29 protein-coding genes are annotated in these 20,774 nt (G+C 39.0%); all 29 read left to right on the plus strand.

Features of this window, described 5'->3' with window-relative positions; genetic code table 11:
* Window positions 1-188 precede the first annotated feature (188 nt).
* The 29 genes from rpsL to TEGAF0_RS00570 all read left to right on the plus strand — a co-directional run bounded on the left by rpsL (window position 189) and on the right by TEGAF0_RS00570 (window position 20,664).
* The gene (gene rpsL, locus TEGAF0_RS00430; RefSeq protein WP_026751391.1) at window positions 189-569 is read left to right on the plus strand and encodes a 30S ribosomal protein S12; all 381 of its coding nucleotides are present in this window, start codon (window positions 189-191) and stop codon (window positions 567-569) included.
* Window positions 570-640: 71 nt separating this feature from the next.
* Complete coding sequence (gene rpsG / locus TEGAF0_RS00435) at window positions 641-1,108, plus strand: 30S ribosomal protein S7 (RefSeq protein WP_264899164.1); 468 nt, start codon at window positions 641-643, stop codon at window positions 1,106-1,108.
* Between the two features lie 242 nt (window positions 1,109-1,350).
* Window positions 1,351-3,501 carry an elongation factor G gene (fusA, locus tag TEGAF0_RS00440; RefSeq protein ID WP_264899165.1) on the plus strand — a complete coding sequence of 717 codons (2,151 nt, stop codon included), beginning with the start codon at window positions 1,351-1,353 and terminating at the stop codon, window positions 3,499-3,501.
* A 306-nt stretch (window positions 3,502-3,807) separates the two neighbouring features.
* Window positions 3,808-4,113, plus strand: a complete 306-nt coding sequence (gene rpsJ, locus TEGAF0_RS00445; protein ID WP_026751395.1) for a 30S ribosomal protein S10 — start codon at window positions 3,808-3,810, stop codon at window positions 4,111-4,113.
* A 292-nt stretch (window positions 4,114-4,405) separates the two neighbouring features.
* Window positions 4,406-5,023, plus strand: a complete 618-nt coding sequence (rplC, locus tag TEGAF0_RS00450; RefSeq protein WP_264899167.1) for a 50S ribosomal protein L3 — start codon at window positions 4,406-4,408, stop codon at window positions 5,021-5,023.
* Between the two features lie 35 nt (window positions 5,024-5,058).
* Window positions 5,059-5,691, plus strand: a complete 633-nt coding sequence (gene rplD, locus TEGAF0_RS00455; RefSeq protein ID WP_264899169.1) for a 50S ribosomal protein L4 — start codon at window positions 5,059-5,061, stop codon at window positions 5,689-5,691.
* A gap of 26 nt (window positions 5,692-5,717) precedes the next feature.
* A complete protein-coding gene (gene rplW, locus TEGAF0_RS00460; RefSeq protein ID WP_264899170.1) occupies window positions 5,718-6,017 on the plus strand; it encodes a 50S ribosomal protein L23 in 300 nt (99 codons plus the stop codon).
* A gap of 43 nt (window positions 6,018-6,060) precedes the next feature.
* Window positions 6,061-6,900, plus strand: coding sequence for a 50S ribosomal protein L2 (gene rplB / locus TEGAF0_RS00465; protein ID WP_264899171.1), 840 nt, complete (start codon window positions 6,061-6,063; stop codon window positions 6,898-6,900).
* A 54-nt stretch (window positions 6,901-6,954) separates the two neighbouring features.
* Complete coding sequence (gene rpsS / locus TEGAF0_RS00470) at window positions 6,955-7,224, plus strand: 30S ribosomal protein S19 (RefSeq protein WP_026763916.1); 270 nt, start codon at window positions 6,955-6,957, stop codon at window positions 7,222-7,224.
* Between the two features lie 39 nt (window positions 7,225-7,263).
* Window positions 7,264-7,608, plus strand: a complete 345-nt coding sequence (gene rplV / locus TEGAF0_RS00475) for a 50S ribosomal protein L22 (protein ID WP_051408487.1) — start codon at window positions 7,264-7,266, stop codon at window positions 7,606-7,608.
* Window positions 7,609-7,624: 16 nt separating this feature from the next.
* Window positions 7,625-8,395: a 30S ribosomal protein S3 gene (gene rpsC / locus TEGAF0_RS00480; protein WP_264899173.1), complete on the plus strand. Its 771-nt coding sequence runs from the start codon at window positions 7,625-7,627 to the stop codon at window positions 8,393-8,395.
* Between the two features lie 73 nt (window positions 8,396-8,468).
* Window positions 8,469-8,888, plus strand: a complete 420-nt coding sequence (gene rplP, locus TEGAF0_RS00485; RefSeq protein ID WP_264899175.1) for a 50S ribosomal protein L16 — start codon at window positions 8,469-8,471, stop codon at window positions 8,886-8,888.
* A gap of 18 nt (window positions 8,889-8,906) precedes the next feature.
* Window positions 8,907-9,122, plus strand: coding sequence for a 50S ribosomal protein L29 (rpmC, locus tag TEGAF0_RS00490; protein WP_264899177.1), 216 nt, complete (start codon window positions 8,907-8,909; stop codon window positions 9,120-9,122).
* A gap of 17 nt (window positions 9,123-9,139) precedes the next feature.
* The gene (gene rpsQ / locus TEGAF0_RS00495; RefSeq protein ID WP_026751405.1) at window positions 9,140-9,397 is read left to right on the plus strand and encodes a 30S ribosomal protein S17; all 258 of its coding nucleotides are present in this window, start codon (window positions 9,140-9,142) and stop codon (window positions 9,395-9,397) included.
* 72 nt (window positions 9,398-9,469) lie between these two features.
* The gene (gene rplN / locus TEGAF0_RS00500; RefSeq protein WP_026751406.1) at window positions 9,470-9,838 is read left to right on the plus strand and encodes a 50S ribosomal protein L14; all 369 of its coding nucleotides are present in this window, start codon (window positions 9,470-9,472) and stop codon (window positions 9,836-9,838) included.
* Window positions 9,839-9,860: 22 nt separating this feature from the next.
* Window positions 9,861-10,199 carry a 50S ribosomal protein L24 gene (gene rplX / locus TEGAF0_RS00505; protein WP_026751407.1) on the plus strand — a complete coding sequence of 113 codons (339 nt, stop codon included), beginning with the start codon at window positions 9,861-9,863 and terminating at the stop codon, window positions 10,197-10,199.
* Window positions 10,199-10,768 (plus strand): 50S ribosomal protein L5, encoded by a 570-nt coding sequence (gene rplE, locus TEGAF0_RS00510; RefSeq protein WP_264899183.1) that lies wholly within the window; start codon window positions 10,199-10,201, stop codon window positions 10,766-10,768. Before rplX ends, rplE begins: the two co-directional genes overlap by 1 nt.
* Before the next feature lie 22 nt (window positions 10,769-10,790).
* Complete coding sequence (gene rpsN, locus TEGAF0_RS00515; RefSeq protein ID WP_264899185.1) at window positions 10,791-11,060, plus strand: 30S ribosomal protein S14; 270 nt, start codon at window positions 10,791-10,793, stop codon at window positions 11,058-11,060.
* A 48-nt stretch (window positions 11,061-11,108) separates the two neighbouring features.
* Window positions 11,109-11,507 (plus strand): 30S ribosomal protein S8, encoded by a 399-nt coding sequence (gene rpsH / locus TEGAF0_RS00520; protein WP_026751410.1) that lies wholly within the window; start codon window positions 11,109-11,111, stop codon window positions 11,505-11,507.
* 78 nt (window positions 11,508-11,585) lie between these two features.
* The gene (gene rplF / locus TEGAF0_RS00525) at window positions 11,586-12,140 is read left to right on the plus strand and encodes a 50S ribosomal protein L6 (protein WP_264899186.1); all 555 of its coding nucleotides are present in this window, start codon (window positions 11,586-11,588) and stop codon (window positions 12,138-12,140) included.
* A 48-nt stretch (window positions 12,141-12,188) separates the two neighbouring features.
* The gene (gene rplR / locus TEGAF0_RS00530; protein ID WP_026763912.1) at window positions 12,189-12,539 is read left to right on the plus strand and encodes a 50S ribosomal protein L18; all 351 of its coding nucleotides are present in this window, start codon (window positions 12,189-12,191) and stop codon (window positions 12,537-12,539) included.
* A gap of 29 nt (window positions 12,540-12,568) precedes the next feature.
* Window positions 12,569-13,090: a 30S ribosomal protein S5 gene (gene rpsE / locus TEGAF0_RS00535; RefSeq protein WP_026751413.1), complete on the plus strand. Its 522-nt coding sequence runs from the start codon at window positions 12,569-12,571 to the stop codon at window positions 13,088-13,090.
* A gap of 5 nt (window positions 13,091-13,095) precedes the next feature.
* Window positions 13,096-13,278 (plus strand): 50S ribosomal protein L30, encoded by a 183-nt coding sequence (gene rpmD, locus TEGAF0_RS00540; protein ID WP_026751414.1) that lies wholly within the window; start codon window positions 13,096-13,098, stop codon window positions 13,276-13,278.
* 124 nt (window positions 13,279-13,402) lie between these two features.
* Window positions 13,403-13,852, plus strand: coding sequence for a 50S ribosomal protein L15 (rplO, locus tag TEGAF0_RS00545; protein WP_264899190.1), 450 nt, complete (start codon window positions 13,403-13,405; stop codon window positions 13,850-13,852).
* A 29-nt stretch (window positions 13,853-13,881) separates the two neighbouring features.
* Window positions 13,882-15,228 (plus strand): preprotein translocase subunit SecY, encoded by a 1,347-nt coding sequence (secY, locus tag TEGAF0_RS00550; RefSeq protein WP_026763910.1) that lies wholly within the window; start codon window positions 13,882-13,884, stop codon window positions 15,226-15,228.
* A gap of 68 nt (window positions 15,229-15,296) precedes the next feature.
* Entirely contained in the window at window positions 15,297-16,121 is an 825-nt protein-coding gene (map, locus tag TEGAF0_RS00555) for a type I methionyl aminopeptidase (RefSeq protein WP_264899191.1), read from the plus strand.
* Between the two features lie 15 nt (window positions 16,122-16,136).
* Window positions 16,137-17,363: a BaiN/RdsA family NAD(P)/FAD-dependent oxidoreductase gene (locus tag TEGAF0_RS00560; protein WP_264899192.1), complete on the plus strand. Its 1,227-nt coding sequence runs from the start codon at window positions 16,137-16,139 to the stop codon at window positions 17,361-17,363.
* A gap of 41 nt (window positions 17,364-17,404) precedes the next feature.
* A complete protein-coding gene (locus TEGAF0_RS00565) occupies window positions 17,405-17,833 on the plus strand; it encodes a CBS domain-containing protein (protein ID WP_264899193.1) in 429 nt (142 codons plus the stop codon).
* A 251-nt stretch (window positions 17,834-18,084) separates the two neighbouring features.
* Entirely contained in the window at window positions 18,085-20,664 is a 2,580-nt protein-coding gene (locus TEGAF0_RS00570; protein WP_264899194.1) for a zinc-dependent metalloprotease, read from the plus strand.
* Window positions 20,665-20,774: the final 110 nt, after the last annotated feature.

Here is a 20,774-nt window from a genome sequence, read left to right on the forward strand (position 1 = left end):
AACTTAGGCTGGGGGCTTTGCGGGGCTACTTTGTAAAGCAAGCATATATTTGTTTTACAAACAACAGGGGGATGAAAATTGGGCTAAATCCCTTTTTTTTGCCCGTAGAAATACTTTTTTTTGGAAAACATTTTGGATTCTCATTTAGAGCCATTACCTTTGCCGTCCGAAATTTTAAATGGTTTATAATGCCTACAATACAACAATTAGTTAGAAAAGGCCGCGAAATTATCAGGGCTAAGAGTAAGTCTAGAGCTTTGGATGCATGTCCTCAGCGTCGTGGTGTATGTACTCGTGTATATACTACTACTCCTAAAAAACCAAACTCTGCTTTGCGTAAAGTAGCGAAAGTGCGTTTGACCAATAAAGTTGAGGTTATCGCCTATATTCCGGGTGAAGGCCACAACCTACAGGAGCACTCTATTGTATTAATCCGTGGTGGTCGTGTTAAGGACTTACCGGGTGTACGTTACCATATCGTTCGTGGTAGCTTGGATACTGCTGGTGTTAAAGACCGTAAGCAGAGCCGTTCCAAGTACGGTACCAAGAAAGAAAAAGCTAAGAAATAGTTTTATTCACTATAGTGACTGAGTAAAGTTTTAATACTTGAAGACCTTCAGTCCTTTTTAAAAATTAAACAATGCGTAAAGCACAAGCCAAAAAATTACCCTTAGCGCCAGATGGTCGCTTCAACGACAAATTGGTAACCCGCTTCATCAACAACCTGATGTGGGATGGTAAAAAAAGTACTGCCATCAACATTTTTTATGATGCAGTTGATAAAATAACAAAAACTACTGGTGAAGATGGATACGAGGTATGGAAAAAAGCCATTGCCAATGTAACTCCTGCTGTAGAAGTAAGAAGCCGCAGAATTGGTGGTGCTACTTTCCAGATTCCTTCTGAAGTTCGCCCTGACCGTAAAATCTCTTTGAGCATGAAGTGGTTAATCCGCTACAGCCGCGAAAGAAACGGTCGTACAATGGCAGATAAATTGTCAAATGAAATTATGGCAGCTGCTAAAGGTGAAGGTGCTGCTTTCAAAAAGAAAGAAGATACGCATCGTATGGCTGAAGCCAACAAGGCATTCTCACACTTTAAAGTGTAAGCATATAAAATTTCTGAAAGCCCTGGATTTATCCGGGGCTTTTTTGTTTTTGGAGCTTCCGATCTTTTACCACTTTCTGTTTGTTTAATATCCGGTTGCTCCGCAGATCTATACTTTACCCGGCAGACCGAATGATGTAATTGTTCAATATTTTATCCCCAAAACAAATAAATGGGCCTGAACCCTTTGTTGGTTCGGGATTATCTGTACCTTTGCGGCCTCTAAAAAAATAAGAATACTATATGGCTGATTTGAAATTTCAACGAAACTTTGGTATTGCCGCTCACATTGATGCCGGTAAAACCACTACCACCGAGCGTATTTTGCGCTACACTGGTATGATCCACAAGATTGGTGAAGTACACGATGGTGGTGCTACTACCGACTGGATGGAGCAGGAAAAGGAAAGAGGTATTACGATTACCTCTGCAGCAGTAAGCTGTCAGTGGAATTTCCCTACTGTATTGGGAAAGTCTACTCCTGAAACCAAGTCTTATTATTTCAACATCATCGATACTCCCGGACACGTGGACTTTACTGTAGAAGTAGAGCGTTCTATGCGTGTATTGGATGGTTTGATTGCATTGTTCTCTGCAGTAGATGGTGTAGAGCCTCAGTCTGAAACCGTTTGGCGTCAAGCGAATCGTTATAAAGTACCTCGTATTGGTTTCGTAAATAAAATGGACCGTGCTGGTGCAGATTTCTTAAACGTGGTTAACCAGGTGAAAGAAATGTTAGGTGCAAAAGCAGTTCCGTTGCAGTTGCCAATTGGTGCTGAAGATAATTTTAAAGGGGTTGTTGACCTTATTAAAATGAAGGGTATTGTATGGCATGCTGAAACAGAGGGAATGACTTTTGATGAAATTGATGTTCCAGCTGATATGATGGAAGATGTGATGCATTGGAGACAAAACCTGATTGAAGCAGTTGCTGAATACGATGACAACTTAATGGAGAAATTCTTTGATAATCCTGATTCAATTTCTGAAGCAGAAGTTCACGAAGCCATCCGTAAAGCTTGTATTGATTTGAGCATTGTTCCAATGATGTGTGGCTCTTCATTCAAAAATAAAGGTGTACAAACTGCTTTAGATGCGGTTTGTCGTTACCTGCCTTCTCCAGTGGATATTGAAGATACAGTAGGTACCGATCCTGATACAGGTGCTACTATCACTAGAAAGCCTAGCGCTAAAGAACCATTCTCTGCATTGGCTTTCAAAATCATGACAGATCCTTTCGTAGGTCGTCTTGCATTCTTCCGTTGCTACTCTGGTCACTTGGATGCAGGTTCTTATGTATTGAACGTAAGAAGCGGTAAGAAAGAGCGAATCAGCCGTATCATGAAGATGTTTGCAAACAAGCAAAACCCAATTGACTTCATTGAAGCTGGTGATATTGGTGCTGCTGTTGGTTTCAAAGAAATTAAAACAGGAGATACCCTTTGTGATGAAAACCATCCAATCACTTTGGAAAACATGTTCATTCCTGAACCGGTAATTGCTATTGCAGTTGAACCTAAGACTCAGGCTGACGTTGACAAAATGGGTATGGCTATTGCAAAATTAGTAGAAGAAGATCCTACCTTACGTGTAAATACAGATGAAGATACAGGTCAGACCATCCTTCGTGGTATGGGTGAATTGCACCTTGAAATCATCATTGACCGTATGCGTCGTGAATTTAAAGTAGAAGTTAACCAGGGCGCTCCTCAGGTGGCTTACAAAGAGTCTTTCGGAACTACTATCCAGCACAGAGAAGTATTGAAGAAGCAGTCTGGTGGTCGTGGTAAATTCGCTGATATTCAGTTTGAAATTGGACCAGCTGATGAAGAGTGGTTAGCAGCAAATGAAGGAAAGAGCTTCCAGTTTGTAAATGACTTATTTGGTGGATCTATCCCTAAGGAATTTGTTCCTGCAATCATAAAAGGTTTTGAAACTGCAATGAGTTCTGGTGTGTTGGCAGGTTACCCTGTAAACAACATGAAGATCCGCGTATTCGATGGTAGCTACCACGATGTGGATTCTGATGCCATGAGCTTTGAATTGTGTGCAAAGTCTGGTTTCCGTGAAGCGGGACGTAAGGCTAAGCCTACTTTGTTAGAGCCTATCATGAAAGTGGAAGTATTAACTCCAGATCAGTACATGGGTGATGTTACCGGAGACTTGAACCGTCGTCGTGGTATGCTGGAAGGTATGGACAGCCGTGCCAACCTACAGGTTATCAAAGCTAAAGTTCCATTGAGCGAAATGTTTGGTTATGTAACTCAGTTGCGTTCATTGAGCTCTGGTCGTGCAACTTCTACCATGGAGTTCTCTCATTACAACCCAGCACCAAATAACGTTGCTGAAGAAGTAATGGCAAAGAACAAGGGTAAGGTTAAGAGCGATGATTAATATCATCTAGTATAAAATATAATTGACTTGTAATATGCGCCCCGATTTTAATCGGGGCGTTTTTTATAAAATGACGGAGGGGAAAAGGGTAGGAGCGGTTTTTTTTTTGAAAGATGGAAGCGCTTGTTTTCGTATTATATATTCAAATAAAATTTAATACTACCGCATATTTTGTGGAAAACCGCCGTTTTGGTAAAAAATTAAAAAATAAATCCACAAAAAAGGCGAAAAAAAACATAAAAAACTTGTCTGTTCAATTACAGCTCCTTACCTTTGCAACCCCAACGTAAAAATTGGTTTTTGACTATGTCTCAGCGAATCAGAATCAAATTACAATCATACGATCACAATCTTGTAGATAAATCTGCAGAGAAGATCGTTAAGACAGTACGTAGTACAGGTGCAGTAGTAACAGGTCCAATTCCTTTGCCTACTCACAAGAAAATTTTCACTGTATTGCGTTCACCACACGTTAATAAGAAGAGCCGTGAGCAGTTCCAGTTAGCTACGCACAAGCGTCTAATGGATATCTACACTTCTTCTTCAAGAACAGTAGATGCGTTGAGCAAATTGGATTTGCCATCTGGTGTTGAGGTTGAAATTAAAGCTTGATAATACAAGCCGCTGTCTGAAAGCAGGCAGCATTAGTTCTTACTAAATATATTATCTGCCAATCAGCTCAACACTGAGAAAGCAGCTCTGATCAAAAAAATAAATCATCAGCTTTACAATGAAGCTGGTGCATAACATATAAACAGGCCCTTCGAGGTTTGTTTACTACCGGTACTTCCCCTTCCAGTTTAATACTGGAAAACAAAGGAAAAGGTCGGTAGCAAACTAGGATTGAATCCCGCTTCATCGGTGGGATGTCCTCATAACCGAGCGGGGCATAAACCGCAAAACGATGAAAGGAATTATTGGAAAAAAAATCGGCATGACCAGCATCTTCGCCGCTGATGGTAAGCAAACAGCTTGTACCATCGTTGAAGTTGCTCCGAATACCGTAACTCAAATCAAGACGCAGGAAACTGATGGTTATTCTGCAGTACAATTAGCATTCGAAGACAAGAAAGAAAAGCACGCTACAAAAGCCGAAATCAATCACTTCGCAAAGGCTCAGACTCCAGCCAAGAAATTCGTTAAGGAATTTCGCAACTACTCAATAGAAAAGAATTTAGGTGAAACGGTAACAGTTGACATCTTCTCTGAAGGTGATACTGTTGAAGTTGTTGGAACCACAAAAGGTAAAGGTTTCCAGGGTGTTGTAAAGCGCCATGGTTTCTCTGGTGTGGGTGAAGCATCGCATGGTCAGCACGATCGTCAGCGTGCTCCAGGTTCTATCGGTGGATCTTCTTATCCTTCTCGTGTATTCAAGGGTATGAGAATGGCCGGTCGTATGGGTGGAGACCGTGTTAAAATGAAAGGTTTGAAAGTAGTTAAAATATTTTCAGAAAAGAACTATATCCTGATCAGTGGATCTGTTCCAGGTCATAACGGTTCTATCGTTTTAATTCAGAAATAATCACCCTGTTTAATTGACAGATTAATTGAAAGATCATGCAAGTAGATGTATTAGATATAAAAGGACAGAAAACCGGTAGAACGGTTGAATTACCACAGGAAATCTTTGGTATTGAACCTAATGACCACGTTATCTATCTAGCTGTTAAGCAATACTTAGCCGCTCGTCGTTCTGGAACGCACAAGGTTAAAACCCGTGCAGAAGTTCACGGTGCAAGCCGCAAGTTGCACAAGCAAAAAGGAACCGGTGGTTCTCGTAAAGGTAATATCCGTAACCCTTTATACAAGGGTGGTGGTACCATCTTTGGACCAAAACCTCACGCTTACGATTTCAAATTGAACCGTAAAGTGAAGGATTTGGCTAAGATTTCTGCCTTAAGCTACAAAGCAAAAGAAAGTGCTATCGTAGTTGTAGAAGAAATTAAAATGGATGCTCCTAAAACCAAGCAATTGGTAGACATCATGGGTAACTTGAAAGTTGCTGATAAAAAAGCACTAATTGTTTTACCTGAGTACAACGATAATCTGTACCTAAGTTCTCGTAACGTTCCAAATGTTGGCAGCACTTTGTTAGCTGACATCAACACTTACGATATCATGAATGCAGATGTATTAGTAATAACAGAGAACACTGTGAAAATCTTCAACGAAGAAGAAGCAGCAGCTTAATTTAAGTAACGTTTCAATCATACAAAATGAGACAGTCAGAAATTTTAATAAAGCCTATATTAACCGAAAAAGCAAACGCTCAGCAGGATTCGCTAAGAAAGTATGCTTTCAAGGTAAACCGTAAGGCAAACAAGTTGGAGATCAAGAAAGCTATTGAAGATTTCTATGGTGTAAACGTAGTAGATGTTAACACTGCAGTAGCTCCAGGAAAAAATAAAGCCCGTTACACAAAAGCTGGTTTTATTCAGGGTATGAAGTCTGCTTACAAGAAAGCTTATGTTACTGTAGCAGAAGGTGAAACAATTGATCTTTACGCAAATATTTAATTTATAGCAGCGGAGCTGAGAATTCCGCACAAAAAAATAAACAATGGCACTAAAAAAGTACAAACCAATCACAGCAGGAACTCGTTGGAGAATTGGAAATGCTTATGCTGAGATTACTACTAATAAGCCTGAGAAGAGCTTGTTAGAGCCTCAAAAAAGCACTGCTGGCCGTAACTCTCAGGGTCGTAGAGTTATGCGTTACATGGGTGGTGGAAACAAGCACCACTACCGTATCATAGATTTTAAGCGTAATAAAAGAGATATTGCTGCTACAGTAGTATCTGTAGAATACGATCCAAACCGTACTGCATTTATTGCATTGGTTCAATATACTGATGGTGAAAAGCGCTACATTATTGCTCCTCAAGGTATTCAGGTTGGACAGACAGTAATTGCAGGTGATGCAGTTGCTCCTGAAGTTGGAAACGCATTGGCTATGAAAAATATGCCTTTGGGTACCATCATCCACAACATTGAATTACAACCTGGACAGGGTGGTAAAATGGTAAGAAGTGCTGGTGCTTCTGCTCAGTTAGCCAATAAGGAAGAAAAATACGCTGTATTGAAAATGCCTTCTGGTGAATTGAGAAAAGTATTAATTAACTGTTACGCAACTGTTGGTGTTGTTTCTAATAGCGACCATAACCTTGAAACCGCTGGTAAAGCTGGTAAGAATCGTTGGAAGGGTATCCGTCCACGCGTAAGAGGTGTTGCGATGAACCCTGTAGATCACCCGATGGGTGGTGGTGAAGGTAGAGCTTCCGGAGGTCATCCTCGTAGCAGAACCGGTAAATACGCAAAAGGTGAGAAAACTCGTACCAGAGGAAAAGGAAGCGATAAGTTAATCATCCAGCGCAGAAACGGTAAAAAACTGGCTAAATAATTTAACCAGAAGAAATAATTAAAATAACTAATAGACCAGTAAACTCAAATAATTATGGGTCGTTCGATTAAAAAAGGTCCTTACGTAGATGCTAACCTAGAAGGTAAAGTAGTTGCGATTAACGACGGTAAAGTAAAGAGAAACGTTATCAAAACATGGAGTCGTCGCAGCACTATCACACCTGATTTTGTTGGACATACTTTCGCCGTTCATAACGGAAATAAGTTTATCCCTGTTTACGTAACAGAATTCATGGTAGGTCATAAACTAGGTGAATTTGCTCCTACCAGAAACTTTAGAGGACACGCAGGAACTAAAAAATAACTGTAAGGGTTAATCCCCATACATCAAACAAAAAAAGAAATGGAAGCAGTAGCTAAACTGAACAATTATCCAACAGGTCCGCGTAAAATGCGCCTGTTAGCCGATGTGATCCGTGGAATGGAAGTGGAAAAAGCACTTGCTATTCTGGAGCATCACCCTCAGCACAATGCCACTCCATTGGCAAAGTTGTTGAAGAGCGCTATCAGTAACTGGGAGCAAAAAAACAGCGGATCAAATGCTGCAGACAGCAGTCTGATTGTAAAGACCGTATTCGTTGACGGCGGTAGAGTATTAAAGCGTATGCGTCCTGCACCACAAGGTCGTGGCTACAAAGTACGTAAGCGCAGCAACCATGTAACATTAATCGTAGATTCTAAAAACTAATTAGTAAAACCATTATATGGGTCAGAAAGCAAATCCAATTGGTAACAGGTTAGGCATCATCCGCGGATGGGACAGTAACTGGTATGGTAGTAAGAAAGACTATGCATCCAAACTGATCGAAGATCATAAGATCCGTACCTACCTAAGTGCCCGTATCAACAAAGGTGGAATCGCAAAAATCGTTATCGAGCGTACGCTTGGTAAATTGATTGTAACTATTCATACTTCTAAGCCAGGTATTATCATCGGTAAAGGTGGTAACGAGGTTGATCGTATCAAAGAAGAATTGAAGAAGTTAACCGGTAAAGACGATGTTCAAATCAATATTTTGGAAATCCGTCGTCCTGAACTGGATGCCACTATCGTAGGAGATACAATCGCTCGTCAGATTGAAAATCGTATCAACTTCAAACGTGCTACCAAAATGGCTATCGCCTCTACTTTACGTATGGGTGCGGAAGGTATCAAGGTAAAATTAAGTGGTCGTTTGGGTGGCGCTGAAATTGCACGTAGCGAAGAATTCAAACAAGGTCGTACTCCATTACATACTTTCCGTATGGATATTGATTATGCCAATGTATTTGCTCAGACTGTATATGGTAAAATCGGTATCAAAGTATGGATCTGTAAAGGTGAAGTATTAGGAAAGCGTGAATTGAATCCAAACTTTGTTGGTGGTAAGAACGATATGAGCGACAGAAGAGAAAGATCTGGATCTGATGAAAGAAGAGGCGGAGACAGAAGAGACGATAGAAGAGGTGGTGGAAGAGGAGAACGCAGAAACTAATAAGAATTAGTAATAATCATTACTAAAGTTTTAAATAACTACGAATACATTTCGTGGACCAAAAAACTAAAAAATGTTACAGCCGAAAAGAAGCAAACATAGGAAACAGCAGAAAGGACGCATTCGCGAAGTAGCTAAGCGTGGAACTGCTATATCATTTGGATCATTTGCCTTAAAAGCATTAGAACCCATTTGGTTAACCAACCGCCAAATTGAATCTGCCCGTCAGGCCATGACTCGTGCTATGAAGCGTGAGGGTAATGTATGGATCAGAGTATTCCCTGATAAAATCATCACTCATAAGCCTGCTGAAGTGAGAATGGGTAAGGGTAAAGGTAACCCTGAATACTGGGCTGCTGTTGTTGAGCCAGGACGTATCATCTTTGAATGCGATGGCGTTTCAGAAGCTGTAGCTAAAGAAGCGATGGGTCTTGCAGCACAAAAATTACCAATCGCAACCAAGTTCATCGTAAGAAGAGATTTGCAAGCATAACCAATAAAAGAAATTGCAATGGCTAATAAAAAAACATACGAATTCAACAAAAATCTAAAGGATCTAAGTGTATCAGATCTTAGAGCTAAAATCCAGGAAGACGAACTTCGTTTGAAGAAACTGGAATTTGCTCACGCTATCTCTCCACTAGAAAATCCAATGACTATTCGTGGACTTCGTAGAGACATCGCCCGTATCAAAACGGAATTGAAGAAAAAAGAAATGGGTATTTAAACCATAAATTAAACACAATGGCTGAAAGAAATTTGCGCAAAACAAGGACAGGGATCGTTACCAGCGATAAAATGGATAAAACCATCACTGTTGCGGTTGAAAGAAAAGTAAAACACCCTATCTACGGTAAGTTCGTAAAGAAAACTACCAAATTCCATGCTCATGATGAGAAAGGAGAGTGCACCATCGGTGATGTGGTAAAGATCATGGAAACTCGTCCGCTTAGTAAAACAAAGCGTTGGAGACTGGTTGAAATTGTAGAAAAAGCGAAATAACAATATTGATTTGAGATGCTTCTACCTCTACAGGTATACGTTTCTTAAATGTAAAATTTCAAACTAAATAAAATGATTCAGCAAGAAAGCAGGTTAAATGTAGCTGACAATAGTGGCGCTAAAGAAGTACTTTGTATCAAGGTACTAGGTAACAGCGGTCAGGATTATGCTAAAATCGGCGATAAAATTGTTGTTACGGTTAAAGACGCAATTCCTGCAGGTGGTGTTAAAAAAGGAACAGTATCTAAAGCAGTTATTGTTCGTACAAAAAACAAACTCCGCAGAAAAGATGGTTCTTACATTCGTTTTGATGACAACGCAGTTGTGTTGTTGAACAACTCTGATGAACCTCGCGGTACACGTATCTTTGGACCAGTAGCAAGAGAGTTGCGTGATAAGGGTTATATGAAAATTATTTCTCTTGCTCCTGAAGTATTATAAAAAAAGCTAAAAGCTAAATAAAATGAGTACAAGATTTAAGCCCAAATTCAACATCAAGAAAGGTGATACCGTAGTGGTTATTGCCGGTGATGACAAGGATTTGAAAAAGCCTCGCACAGTATTGGAAGTGATTATCGATAAAGGTCGTGTAGTTGTAGAAGGAGTGAATATCGTAACGAAGCACACCAAGCCATCTGCTCAAAATACCAAAGGTGGTATAGTAAAAGTAGAAGCTCCAATCAACATCAGTAATGTAATGTTGTGGGATGCTAAAAAAAGCGAGCCAACCAAAGTGAAGCGTACCCGTGAGAATGGTAAATTAATACGTGTATCTAAAAAATCTGGGGAGGTAATCAAATAATGAGTACAGAGAAATATACACCGAGATTAGCAGCTAAGTACACTAAAGAAGTGATACCTGCTCTTATGAAGAAGTTTGCTTACACAACTGTAATGCAAGCTCCTAAACTAGAAAAAATCTGTATCAACCGTGGTGTAAACGGTGCAGTTACAGATAAGAAACTAGTAGACATTGCAGTAGAAGAACTAAACATGATCACTGGTCAGAAAGCGGTTCCTACTATGTCTAAGAAAGACATTTCTAACTTCAAGTTACGTAAGGGAATGCCAATTGGTGCCCGCGTTACATTAAGAGGTGAAAAAATGTATGAATTCCTTGACAGATTGGTATCTGTTGCTTTACCACGTGTACGTGATTTCAAAGGAATCAGCGACAAAGCTTTTGACGGTAGAGGTAACTATACTTTAGGTGTTACTGAACAAATCATTTTCCCTGAAATTGATATTGATAAAGTAAATAAAATCACCGGATTGGATATCACTTTTGTTACAACAGCAAACACCAATGAAGAAGCTTATGAGCTTTTGAAAGAATTGGGTATGCCGTTTAAAGGAACCAAGAAAGATTAATTAAACTCAGAACAAAAAAATTATGGCAAAAGAATCAGTAAAAGCCAGACAAAGAAAGCGCGAGAAAATGGTAGCTCAGTATGCTGAAAAGCGTGCAGCCTTAAAAGCAGCAGGCGATTATGCAGCATTGGATCTACTACCTAAGAATGCTTCTCCGGTACGTTTAAAGAACCGTTGTCAGCTTACAGGAAGACCTAAAGGATACATGCGTTATTTTGGTCTGTCAAGGGTTATTTTCCGCGACATGGCTTTGAATGGCATGATTCCAGGCGTAAAGAAAGCAAGCTGGTAATCTACTCGCTGCTAAAACAAAATTTAGAACTGATATAATAAAAATAATATGGTAACTGATCCAATAGCAGACTTCTTAACTAGAATTCGTAATGCTCAGTTGGCTGGTCATAGACTGGTTGAAATTCCTGCTTCTAATTTAAAGAAGCGTTTAACAGAAATCTTGTACGATCAGGGTTATATTCTGAAGTATAAATTCGAAGACGATAACAAGCAAGGTCTTATTAAGATTGCGCTTAAGTACGATCCTGCTACCAAACAACCAGCAATTCGCTCTTTGGAAAGAGTAAGCCGTCCAGGTTTACGTCAGTATGCTAAGCCTGCTGAAATCAAAAGAGTAATCAATGGTCTGGGAGTTGCAATCTTAAGTACTTCTAAAGGAGTATTGACAGATAAGCAAGCAAAGGCTCAGAATGTGGGTGGTGAAGTATTGTGTTACATTTCTTAATCTAATGAGTTCCGACAATTAAGCTTCTTAGTCGTGGCTGAACACGGAACATTCATAATCATAAAATAAAAATCGACTATGTCTAGAATTGGTAAACAACCAGTAGCAGTTCCAGCAGGTGTAACCATCACCGTTGATGCTGAGAACGTTTTAACAGTAAAAGGTCCTAAAGGACAATTGTCTCAGGCAATTGACAGAGACATTACTGTTGTAATTGGAGAAGGTTCAGTTACCTTCACCAGACCTACAGATCAAATTCGTCACCGCGCAATGCACGGTTTATACCGTTCTTTGGTAAACAATATGGTGAAGGGTGTAACTGAAGGATTTAAAAAAGAATTAGAGTTAGTAGGGGTAGGTTTTAAAGCTGCCAATACCGGCAACCTTTTGGATCTTTCTTTAGGTTACTCTCACAATATCATTATTGAAATTCCAAGTGAATTGAAAGTTGCCACTAGCAACGAAAAGGGTCAGAACCCTAAAGTATTTCTTGAAGGAATTGACAAGCAATTGATTGGTCAGGTTGCTGCTAAATTAAGAAGCTTGCGTAAGCCTGAACCATACAAAGGAAAAGGTGTGAAATACGCTGGTGAAATCTTAAGAAGAAAAGCAGGTAAATCAGCAGGTAAATAATTAATCAAACAATCCCCCGGCCGAATCGGAGGTTTAAAATAAAAAACAATGGGTAAATTAATTCAAAGGCAAAAAATTAGATACCGCATCCGTAAGAAGGTTGCTGGTACAGCTGTAAAGCCACGCCTTTCTGTATTCAGAAGCAATGCCGAAATCTATGCACAATTAATTGATGATGATAATGGAGTTACTATAGCTGCTGCATCTTCAAGGGATAAAGACATCGCTGCTCAGAAAGTTACCAAGATTGAAAAAGCTAAAATGGTAGGTGCTGCAGTTGCAACTAAAGCTTTGGCTCTGGGTTTAACAAATTGTGTATTTGACAGAGGTGGAAATCTATATCATGGCCGTGTGAAGTCTGTTGCAGACGGAGCAAGAGAAGGTGGTCTGGTATTCTAATTACTAACATCAATTTAATCGCTCAATAAATGTCTAAAGTAAGCGTAAATAAAGTAAAAGCGGGTGGCGACATCGAATTAAAAGATAAGGTTGTTGCTATTAACCGTGTGGTAAAAACCACAAAAGGTGGCCGTACATTCAGTTTCTCTGCACTTGTTGTAGTTGGAAACGAAAATGGTATTGTAGGACAGGGTCTTGGTAAAGCAAAAGAAGTACAGGAAGCTATTGCTAAAGGTATTGAAGATGCAAAAAAGAACCTGGTTAAAGTACCTGTAATGCACGGAACTATTCCTCACGAACAGTGGGCTAAAGATGGTGCTGCTAAGGTACTTATAAAGCCAGCTGCACACGGAGCGGGAGTTATCGCGGGTGGTAGCATGCGTTCAGTTTTGGAAAGTGCTGGTATTACCGACGTACTTGCGAAAAGCCTTGGATCTGCTAATCCTCACAACGTAGTAAAAGCTACTATTAAAGCGTTAAGCCTTTTGAGAGAACCCGTTCAGGTTGCTAAAGGACGTAACATTAAATTGAGCAAAGTTTTCAACGGATAATATTTATGAAAAAGATTAAGATCACACAAATAAAAAGCGGCATCGACAGACCAGAGCGTCAGAAGCAAACTCTTATTGCGCTTGGTTTAAAGAAGTTGAATGCCTCTAGAGAAGTAGAAGCTACTCCACAAATATTAGGTATGGTTAACAAGGTTAGCCACTTAGTGAAGGTTGAAGAAGTTGCTTAATTAAAAAATTTTTTAAGTCAGTAGTTTGGATATACCGCATCATGCGGATATCTTTACTCCTGACTTTTTATTTATTATAAACAACGCGAGGGGTGATACCCCGTAAGTTCAAAATCAAGTTAAAATGAAACTACACAATTTAAAGCCTGCTGAAGGTTCAGTAAAAAGAGAAAAGAGATTAGGTCGTGGTGAAGCATCTGGTAAAGGTGGTACATCAACCAAAGGTAACAAGGGTGGTCAGAGCCGCGCTGGTTACAAGAGCAAAATGGCTCATGAAGGTGGTCAGATGCCAATTCAGCGTAGAATTCCTAAGCGTGGATTCAAGAACAACAATAGAGTTGAATACAAAGTGTTTAATTTAGGTCAATTAGATCAGTTAGTTGAGAAATACGGTTTCACTGAAATTTCTCTTGAGAATTTATACATCAATGGTTTAATCAGCCGTACTGATAGCGTTAAGGTATTGGGTAATGGCGAACTGAAGTCTAAGCTCAGTTTCAAAATTAACGCCATCAGTGAAAAAGCAAAAACTGCTATTGAAGCTGCAGGCGGAACAGTTGAGATTATCAAATAATTAAGTTTAACGCCATTTAATTTAGTGAAGTGAAAAAACTAGTTCAGACTTTTAAGAACATTTGGACCATTGAAGAGTTACGTAATAAAATTATTGTAACCCTTGCTTTGGTGTTAACTTATCGTTTTGGTACGCATATCGTTTTACCAGGTATAGATCCGAATAAAATTGAAGCAGCTGCCAATTCAGCTAAGAGCAATGGCCTCTTGGGCATATTTGATATGTTTGCCGGTGGTGCATTTTCACAAGCTTCTATTCTTGCCTTAGGTATCATGCCTTATATTTCTGCTTCTATCTTTATGCAATTGATGACCATTCTGGTTCCGCAATTACAAAAGGTTCAGAAAGAAGGAGAGAGTGGTCGCAAAAAAATCAATCAGTGGACCAGATACTTAACAGTATTGGTTACTTTATTCCAGGCAGGTGCTTATGTTGCATACCTTAATAGCCCCGGTTATGCAGAAGCTATCTTACCAGCTTATAAGCCTTTCTTCTGGTTCTCAACTGTTGTTACATTAACTGCAGGTACTTTATTCGTGATGTGGTTAGGTGAAAGAATTCAAGACAAGGGATTAGGTAATGGTACTTCTATCATCATCATGGTTGGTATCCTTGCCCGTTTACCTCAGAGCATTATACAGGAATTTGGAGCGAAAGGTGTTAGCGGTGGCGGTGGATTATTAATCTTCCTTATTGAAATGGCTGTTTTGGTTTCAATAATCATGGGTTTAATTATCTTGGTTCAGGGTGTTAGAAAAATACCTGTTAACTATGCTAAGCAAATCATTGGTAGCAGACAATTTGGTGGAGCTCGTCAGTTTTTACCTGTAAAGGTGAACAGTGCTGGTGTTATGCCTATCATTTTTGCACAAGCAATCATGTTCTTGCCTACATTGGTTTCTTTTACCAATTTAGATTCAGCTTCTGGTATTGTAAAAATCTTTAACGATCATAGCAATGCCTGGTATATGTTGATTTACTCTGTAATGGTAATTGGGTTTACTTTCCTTTACACAGCATTAATTTTTAACCCTAAGCAAATTGCAGAGGATTTAAAACGCAATAACGGTTTTGTTCCCGGTGTTAAACCAGGACAACCTACTGCAGATTATATTGGCGCAATCATGGATAAAATTACTTTACCTGGTGCTATTTTCTTAGCATTGGTTGGTATATTACCCGGTTTTGCTCAGCGTCTGGGTGTAACGCAAGGTTTCAGTACCTTCTTTGGTGGAACTTCTTTATTGATTATGGTAGGTGTTGTTTTAGATACCCTACAGCAAATTGAAACCTATTTGTTGATGCGTCAGTATGATGGCTTAATGAATAGTGGAAGAGTTCAGGGAAGACAGGGTGTAACCAGTTCTACCATCTAGTATCAAATAAAATAACGAACTTTGTAAACCTGTTTGGCTTTGCTAAACAGGTTTGCTTTTTAATAACAATGACTAGAAGAAATAAAGAGATGATTATATATAAAACGGATGCTGAAATTGCTTTGATGAAAGAAGCTGCTGTTTTGGTCAGTAAAACGCTGGCTGAAGTTGCCAAAGTATTGAAGCCAGGAATGACAACCCTTGAAATAGATAAGCTCTGTGCCAATTTTATTCAAAAACACAATGCTACTTCCTCTTTTTTAAATTACAGAGGCTATCCTTTCACCATTTGTGCTTCTGTGAATGATGTGGTTGTTCATGGATTTCCGAATGATACACCTTTACAAAACGGTGATATTGTTTCTATTGACATGGGTGTTATTTTAAACGGATGGCATGGTGATCATGCCTATACTTTTATAATCGGTGACGCAGATCCTGCAGCAATTGAACTCGTTAAGATTACCAAAGAGTCTTTGTATAAAGGAATCGAAAAGGCAATTGTAAATAATAGAATTGGGGATATTGCGTATGCAATTCAAGAGCATACTGAAATTAAGCACGGATATGGTGTTGTGAGAGAATTGGTAGGGCATGGTCTAGGAAGAAGCTTACACGAAGATCCACAGATGCCCAATTATGGCAAAAGAGGTTCTGGTCCCAAATTGAAAGAGAATCTTGTATTGGCCATTGAGCCTATGATTAATATGGGTAGCAGAGAAGTATATACTGAGGAAGATGGTTGGACAATTAAAACAAGAGATGGAAAACCTTCTGTTCATTTTGAACACGATGTTTGCATAAAGAGAAATAAAGCTTTAATTCTTTCTGACTATAGTATAATTGAAGCAGAAGAAAAAGCCAATCCGCATTTGAACTCCAGTTATTATTAGTATTTAAATTTTTAAATGAAAAAGCTGGTTGTAGTTGGAGGAGGAGCAGCAGGATTCTTTTGCGCAGTGAATGCAGCAAGAATGAATGCAGGTTTAGAAGTGCTTCTATTAGAAAAATCAGCCAACCTGCTTTCTAAAGTAAGAATTAGCGGAGGAGGCAGATGCAATACAACACATGAATTATTTGATATTCCGGCCCTGGTAAAAAAATATCCCCGCGGAGAGCAATTTGTAAAAAAAGCATTTCACCAATTTAATACCAGAGACACCATTAACTGGTTTGAGGAAAGAGGCGTTAAACTTCATGCTGAAGCTGATGGAAGGATGTTTCCTGTAACAAATCAATCTGCCACCATCATTGATTGCTTATTGCGTGAAGCTGATTTATATAAAGTTAAAGTTAGTACGAACACAGGTGTACATTCCATTGTAAAAGAGGGCAATCAATGGAGAATTCTTACTGAGAAAAAGGATGTGATTATAGCAGATGCAATCTGTATTGCCTGTGGTGGACTGCCCAAATTGTCTATGTTTGATTGGTTAAAAAATACTGGACACAGTATTGTAGAACCCATCCCTTCTCTGTTTACTTTAAATATGCCCAAGCATCCTATTACAAGTTTAATGGGTGTTTCGGTTCCGAATGTTTCTTTAAAAGTAATGGGGACTAAATTAAAAGAGTCCGGTCCTTTACTCATTACTCATTGGGGCTTAAGTGGTCCTGCAGTACTTAAATTATCTGCATGGGGAGCCAGGCAACTGGCAGAACGTAACTATCATTTTGAAGTAGTTGTAAACTGGTTAGGCGAAATAAATGAAACCGCTTTAAGAAGCGAATGGTCTTTTTACCGTGAGCAAATGTCCGTTCAGAAAATAGGAAATAAATCTCCTTTCCCTTTACCAAATCGTTTATGGCATTTCTTACTACAGGAGGTAGGAATTGATACTGATACCAAGTGGGCCGAATTGAAATCTGTTCATCAGAATAAATTGATACAGCTACTGACAAATAGTATTTATTCTATTTCAGGCAAAACCACTTTTAAAGAGGAATTTGTTACCGCAGGTGGGATAATGCTTTCTGAAATCAATCCCCAGACAATGGAAAGCAGGATTGTGCCTGATCTTTATTTTGCTGGTGAAGTGATGGATGTAGATGGTATAACCGGCGGATTTAATTTTCAGCATGCCTGGACAAGTGGTTTCATTGCTGCTAGTTCCATAGCCCAAAAGTTTGCATAACTCAAAATCTTTACTTAACTTATAGCAAGAAATTATTTTCTATGCATAAAGTAAGTGATATTCTCAACCGTAAAGGTGCCCAGGTAACAGTTGTTACTCCTGATACTACCGTCATTGAAGCCCTGCGAGTTATGGCAGAAAAAAATATAGGATCGGTAGTGGTGATGGATCGTGACCGGTTTTTGGGCATTCTCACCGAACGTGATTATTCAAGGAAAGTAATTTTGATGGGTAGGCATTCCAGTGATACGCCAGTGAGTGAAATTATGAGTGCCGATTTTCCAGCGATTGCTTTAACCGATTCGGTTGAACACTGCATGCAATTAATGAGTACTAGGCATATTAGATACCTGCCAGTTATGCATAATGAGCAATTAGCTGGAATCATTAGTATGAATGATGTAGTGGCTGAGACGATTCTAAGTCAACAGCAAACTATCACACAATTAGAAAATTATTTGCAGTCATAACTGAATCATTATATAGAAGTATAAAATCTTCCTTTAAACATTTTATAGCTTCCGAAAAAAAGTATATTCTTCCCCAAAAAGCAAGACCATATATTGAATAGCAAAGAAAGTGTTCAAAATCGTAAATATTGGCACCATCCATAATGACTAATTACTTGTTGACTGCCTTTTTTGCCAATCATCAAAGAATTTGTTAATTCCATTTTAGATATATTCAGAATGCATAATTTGTTATCCACTAAACTAATTGTATGAAAAAATACCTAATCGGTTCTGCTGTGCTTCTCCTAGGTGTTAGCACTCTAGTAAATGCTCAACAGGTTCCTACGCCACCTGCAAAACCTGCAGCTGCAGATTCTTCAAAAGCCCCTGCGGCCCCTAAAAAGCCAACCGTAGCGGAAAAAACAAAAGGTAATAAAAAGCTGGAAGGTCTTTTTACGCTATACCAGGATACAACAACGGGTAGTTTACAGATGTATATCCGAAAAGATCAGCTGGATAAAGAATTCATTTATCAGAGCTTTTCAATTAGCGGGCCAACCACTTTATTTCTGAATCAGAGCATGCACAGAAATACTGCAGTGTATAAAATAAAAAAAGCCTTTGATAAACTTGAGTTCTCTGAAGTAAACACCAATTTTTATTACGATCCCAAAAATGCGGTGAGTAAGACAGCTGAAGTTGATAAGCCGGAAGCAGTTTTTTTTAATGATAAATTCAGTATTGAAGATGAGAATGGATACTTGATTAGTGTAGACGGTCTTTTTTTAAGTGAAAAAATGGATCCGGTGAAACCTCAGATGGCACCAAGCCCAATGGCTATGTTCATGTTTAATCTCGGCGGTTTAAATCCCACCAAATCAAAATATGCCGACATACGTTCCTATCCGAATAATACAGACGTAGTAGTGGATTTATCTTATGACAATCCTTCTACATTAGCTAGTGGAGGACCTGATGTTGTTGATCCCAGATATGTTCGCGTGAGAATGCAGCATAGTTTTCTTGAAATGCCTAAAAATGATTTCAGAGCAAGAAGAGATGATCCGCGTGTTGGATATTTCATGCAGCAAAGAACCAATATGACCAGTGTGAGTGCTGTTCCTTACAAGGATATGATTAACCGATGGTTTTTGAAAAAGAAAGATCCTTCTGCTGCATTAAGTGAGCCTGTTGAACCAATTGTATTTTGGGTAGAAAATACCACACCTGTTGAATACAGACAGATTATTGTTGATGCAGGTTTAAAATGGAATGAAGCATTTGAAAAAGCAGGATTTAAAAATGCAGTTCAAATGAAAATTATGCCTGATGATGCCAAATGGGATCCGGCTGATATTCGTTACAATGTAATCAGATGGGTTGCTTCTGCGCAACCTTCATATGGTGCTATTGGACCTAGTTTCGTTAATCCAAGAACAGGACAGATATTAGGCTCAGATATTACAGTTGAGTGGTATTCTGGTAGTGCAACTCCCATTCAGGATGAATTGTTCAACGGACCTTCAATGCCTCAGTTGATTTTCCCTGGTATGGAACATCAGCAAGCATTTAATTGCAATATTGGCGCTGAATTAAAAATGCAGTATTCAGCTGGTTTAACAACACTGGAAACTACCAACGCAAGTCCGGAAGAAATTAAGGCAATGCATGAACAGTTTTTAATTTATTTGATCATGCATGAAATGGGTCATACTCTTGGACTGAACCATAATATGAAAAGCAGTCAGATGCTTTCGCCTGCTGAAGTTCACAACATATCTATAACCCGTAAGATTGGATTGATTGGATCTGTAATGGATTATCCGGCAATTAATATTTCTTTAGACAGAACCAAACAGGGTGACTATTATACTACTAAAGCAGGCCCTTACGATATTTGGGCTATTGAATATGGGTATACTCCTTTTATTTCTGAAGCTGAAGAGGAAGTGATGCTAAGCAAGATTTTATCTAGAAGCAATGATCCAAAATTGGCATTTGGAAACGACGGGGATGATATGCGTGCGCCTGGTAAAGCAATTGATCCGAGAGTGAATGTAAATGATATGAGTAATGATGCTATTACTTATGCAGAAGAACGATTTAAACTGGTAAACAATGTGATGAATAAGCTGGTACAGAAATATACCAAGCCCGGGCAGTCTTTTGCAGAATTAAGATCAAGATATAGCATGTTACAGGGACAACGTAGCGGACAGATAAATGCTGTGAGCCGTTATATTGGCGGTGTATACATTGATAGAAGTTTCCCAGAGCAGAACTCAGGCAATAAGCCCTATACTCCAACACCGTTTGCTACCCAAAAGAGAGCAATGGAAGTGTTAACTAAATATGTATTTGCTCCTAATGCATTTGAAGCAGATACACAAGTGTTTCCTTACTTGCAAATGCAGCGTCGCGGATTTAATCAGCCAGGAAATGGGGAAGATTTTAAAGTAACCAGCAATTTCCTAGGCTTGCAGGTTAATGGCGCATTGGCGCATATTCTGAATCCTGTCACTTTACAGAGAATCAACAATACTCGCTTGTATGGAAATGAATATGGTGTTGTGGATGTGATGGGTGATTTGGTAAAAGGAATATTTGATGCAGATATCAATACCAACGTAAATATGTACCGCCGTTATTTACAAATTAGTTTTGTAAAAGGTGCTGCTGGTTTAATTGCACCTGCTTCACCATTAGACGAGGTTTCTAAATCTGCTGCCTTGTATACCTTAAGAAAACTAAAAACCAAATTGTCGGCTGCGGTTTCTCCTAATGAAGATACCAAGGCACACAGAACACATTTGATTTTCCTATTGGATAAAGCGTTGAAAGCAGATTAATTAGATTCAAGTATAATTTTATCACTGTTTAATTGAAATAGGCTTTTTATAAGCAGAAATGAAAAACCGTCCCAAAGAATTGGGACGGTTTTTTTATATTAAAATGTTGT

The sequence above is a fragment of the Sediminibacterium sp. TEGAF015 genome (genome assembly GCF_025997995.1).
GTDB lineage: Bacteria > Bacteroidota > Bacteroidia > Chitinophagales > Chitinophagaceae > Sediminibacterium.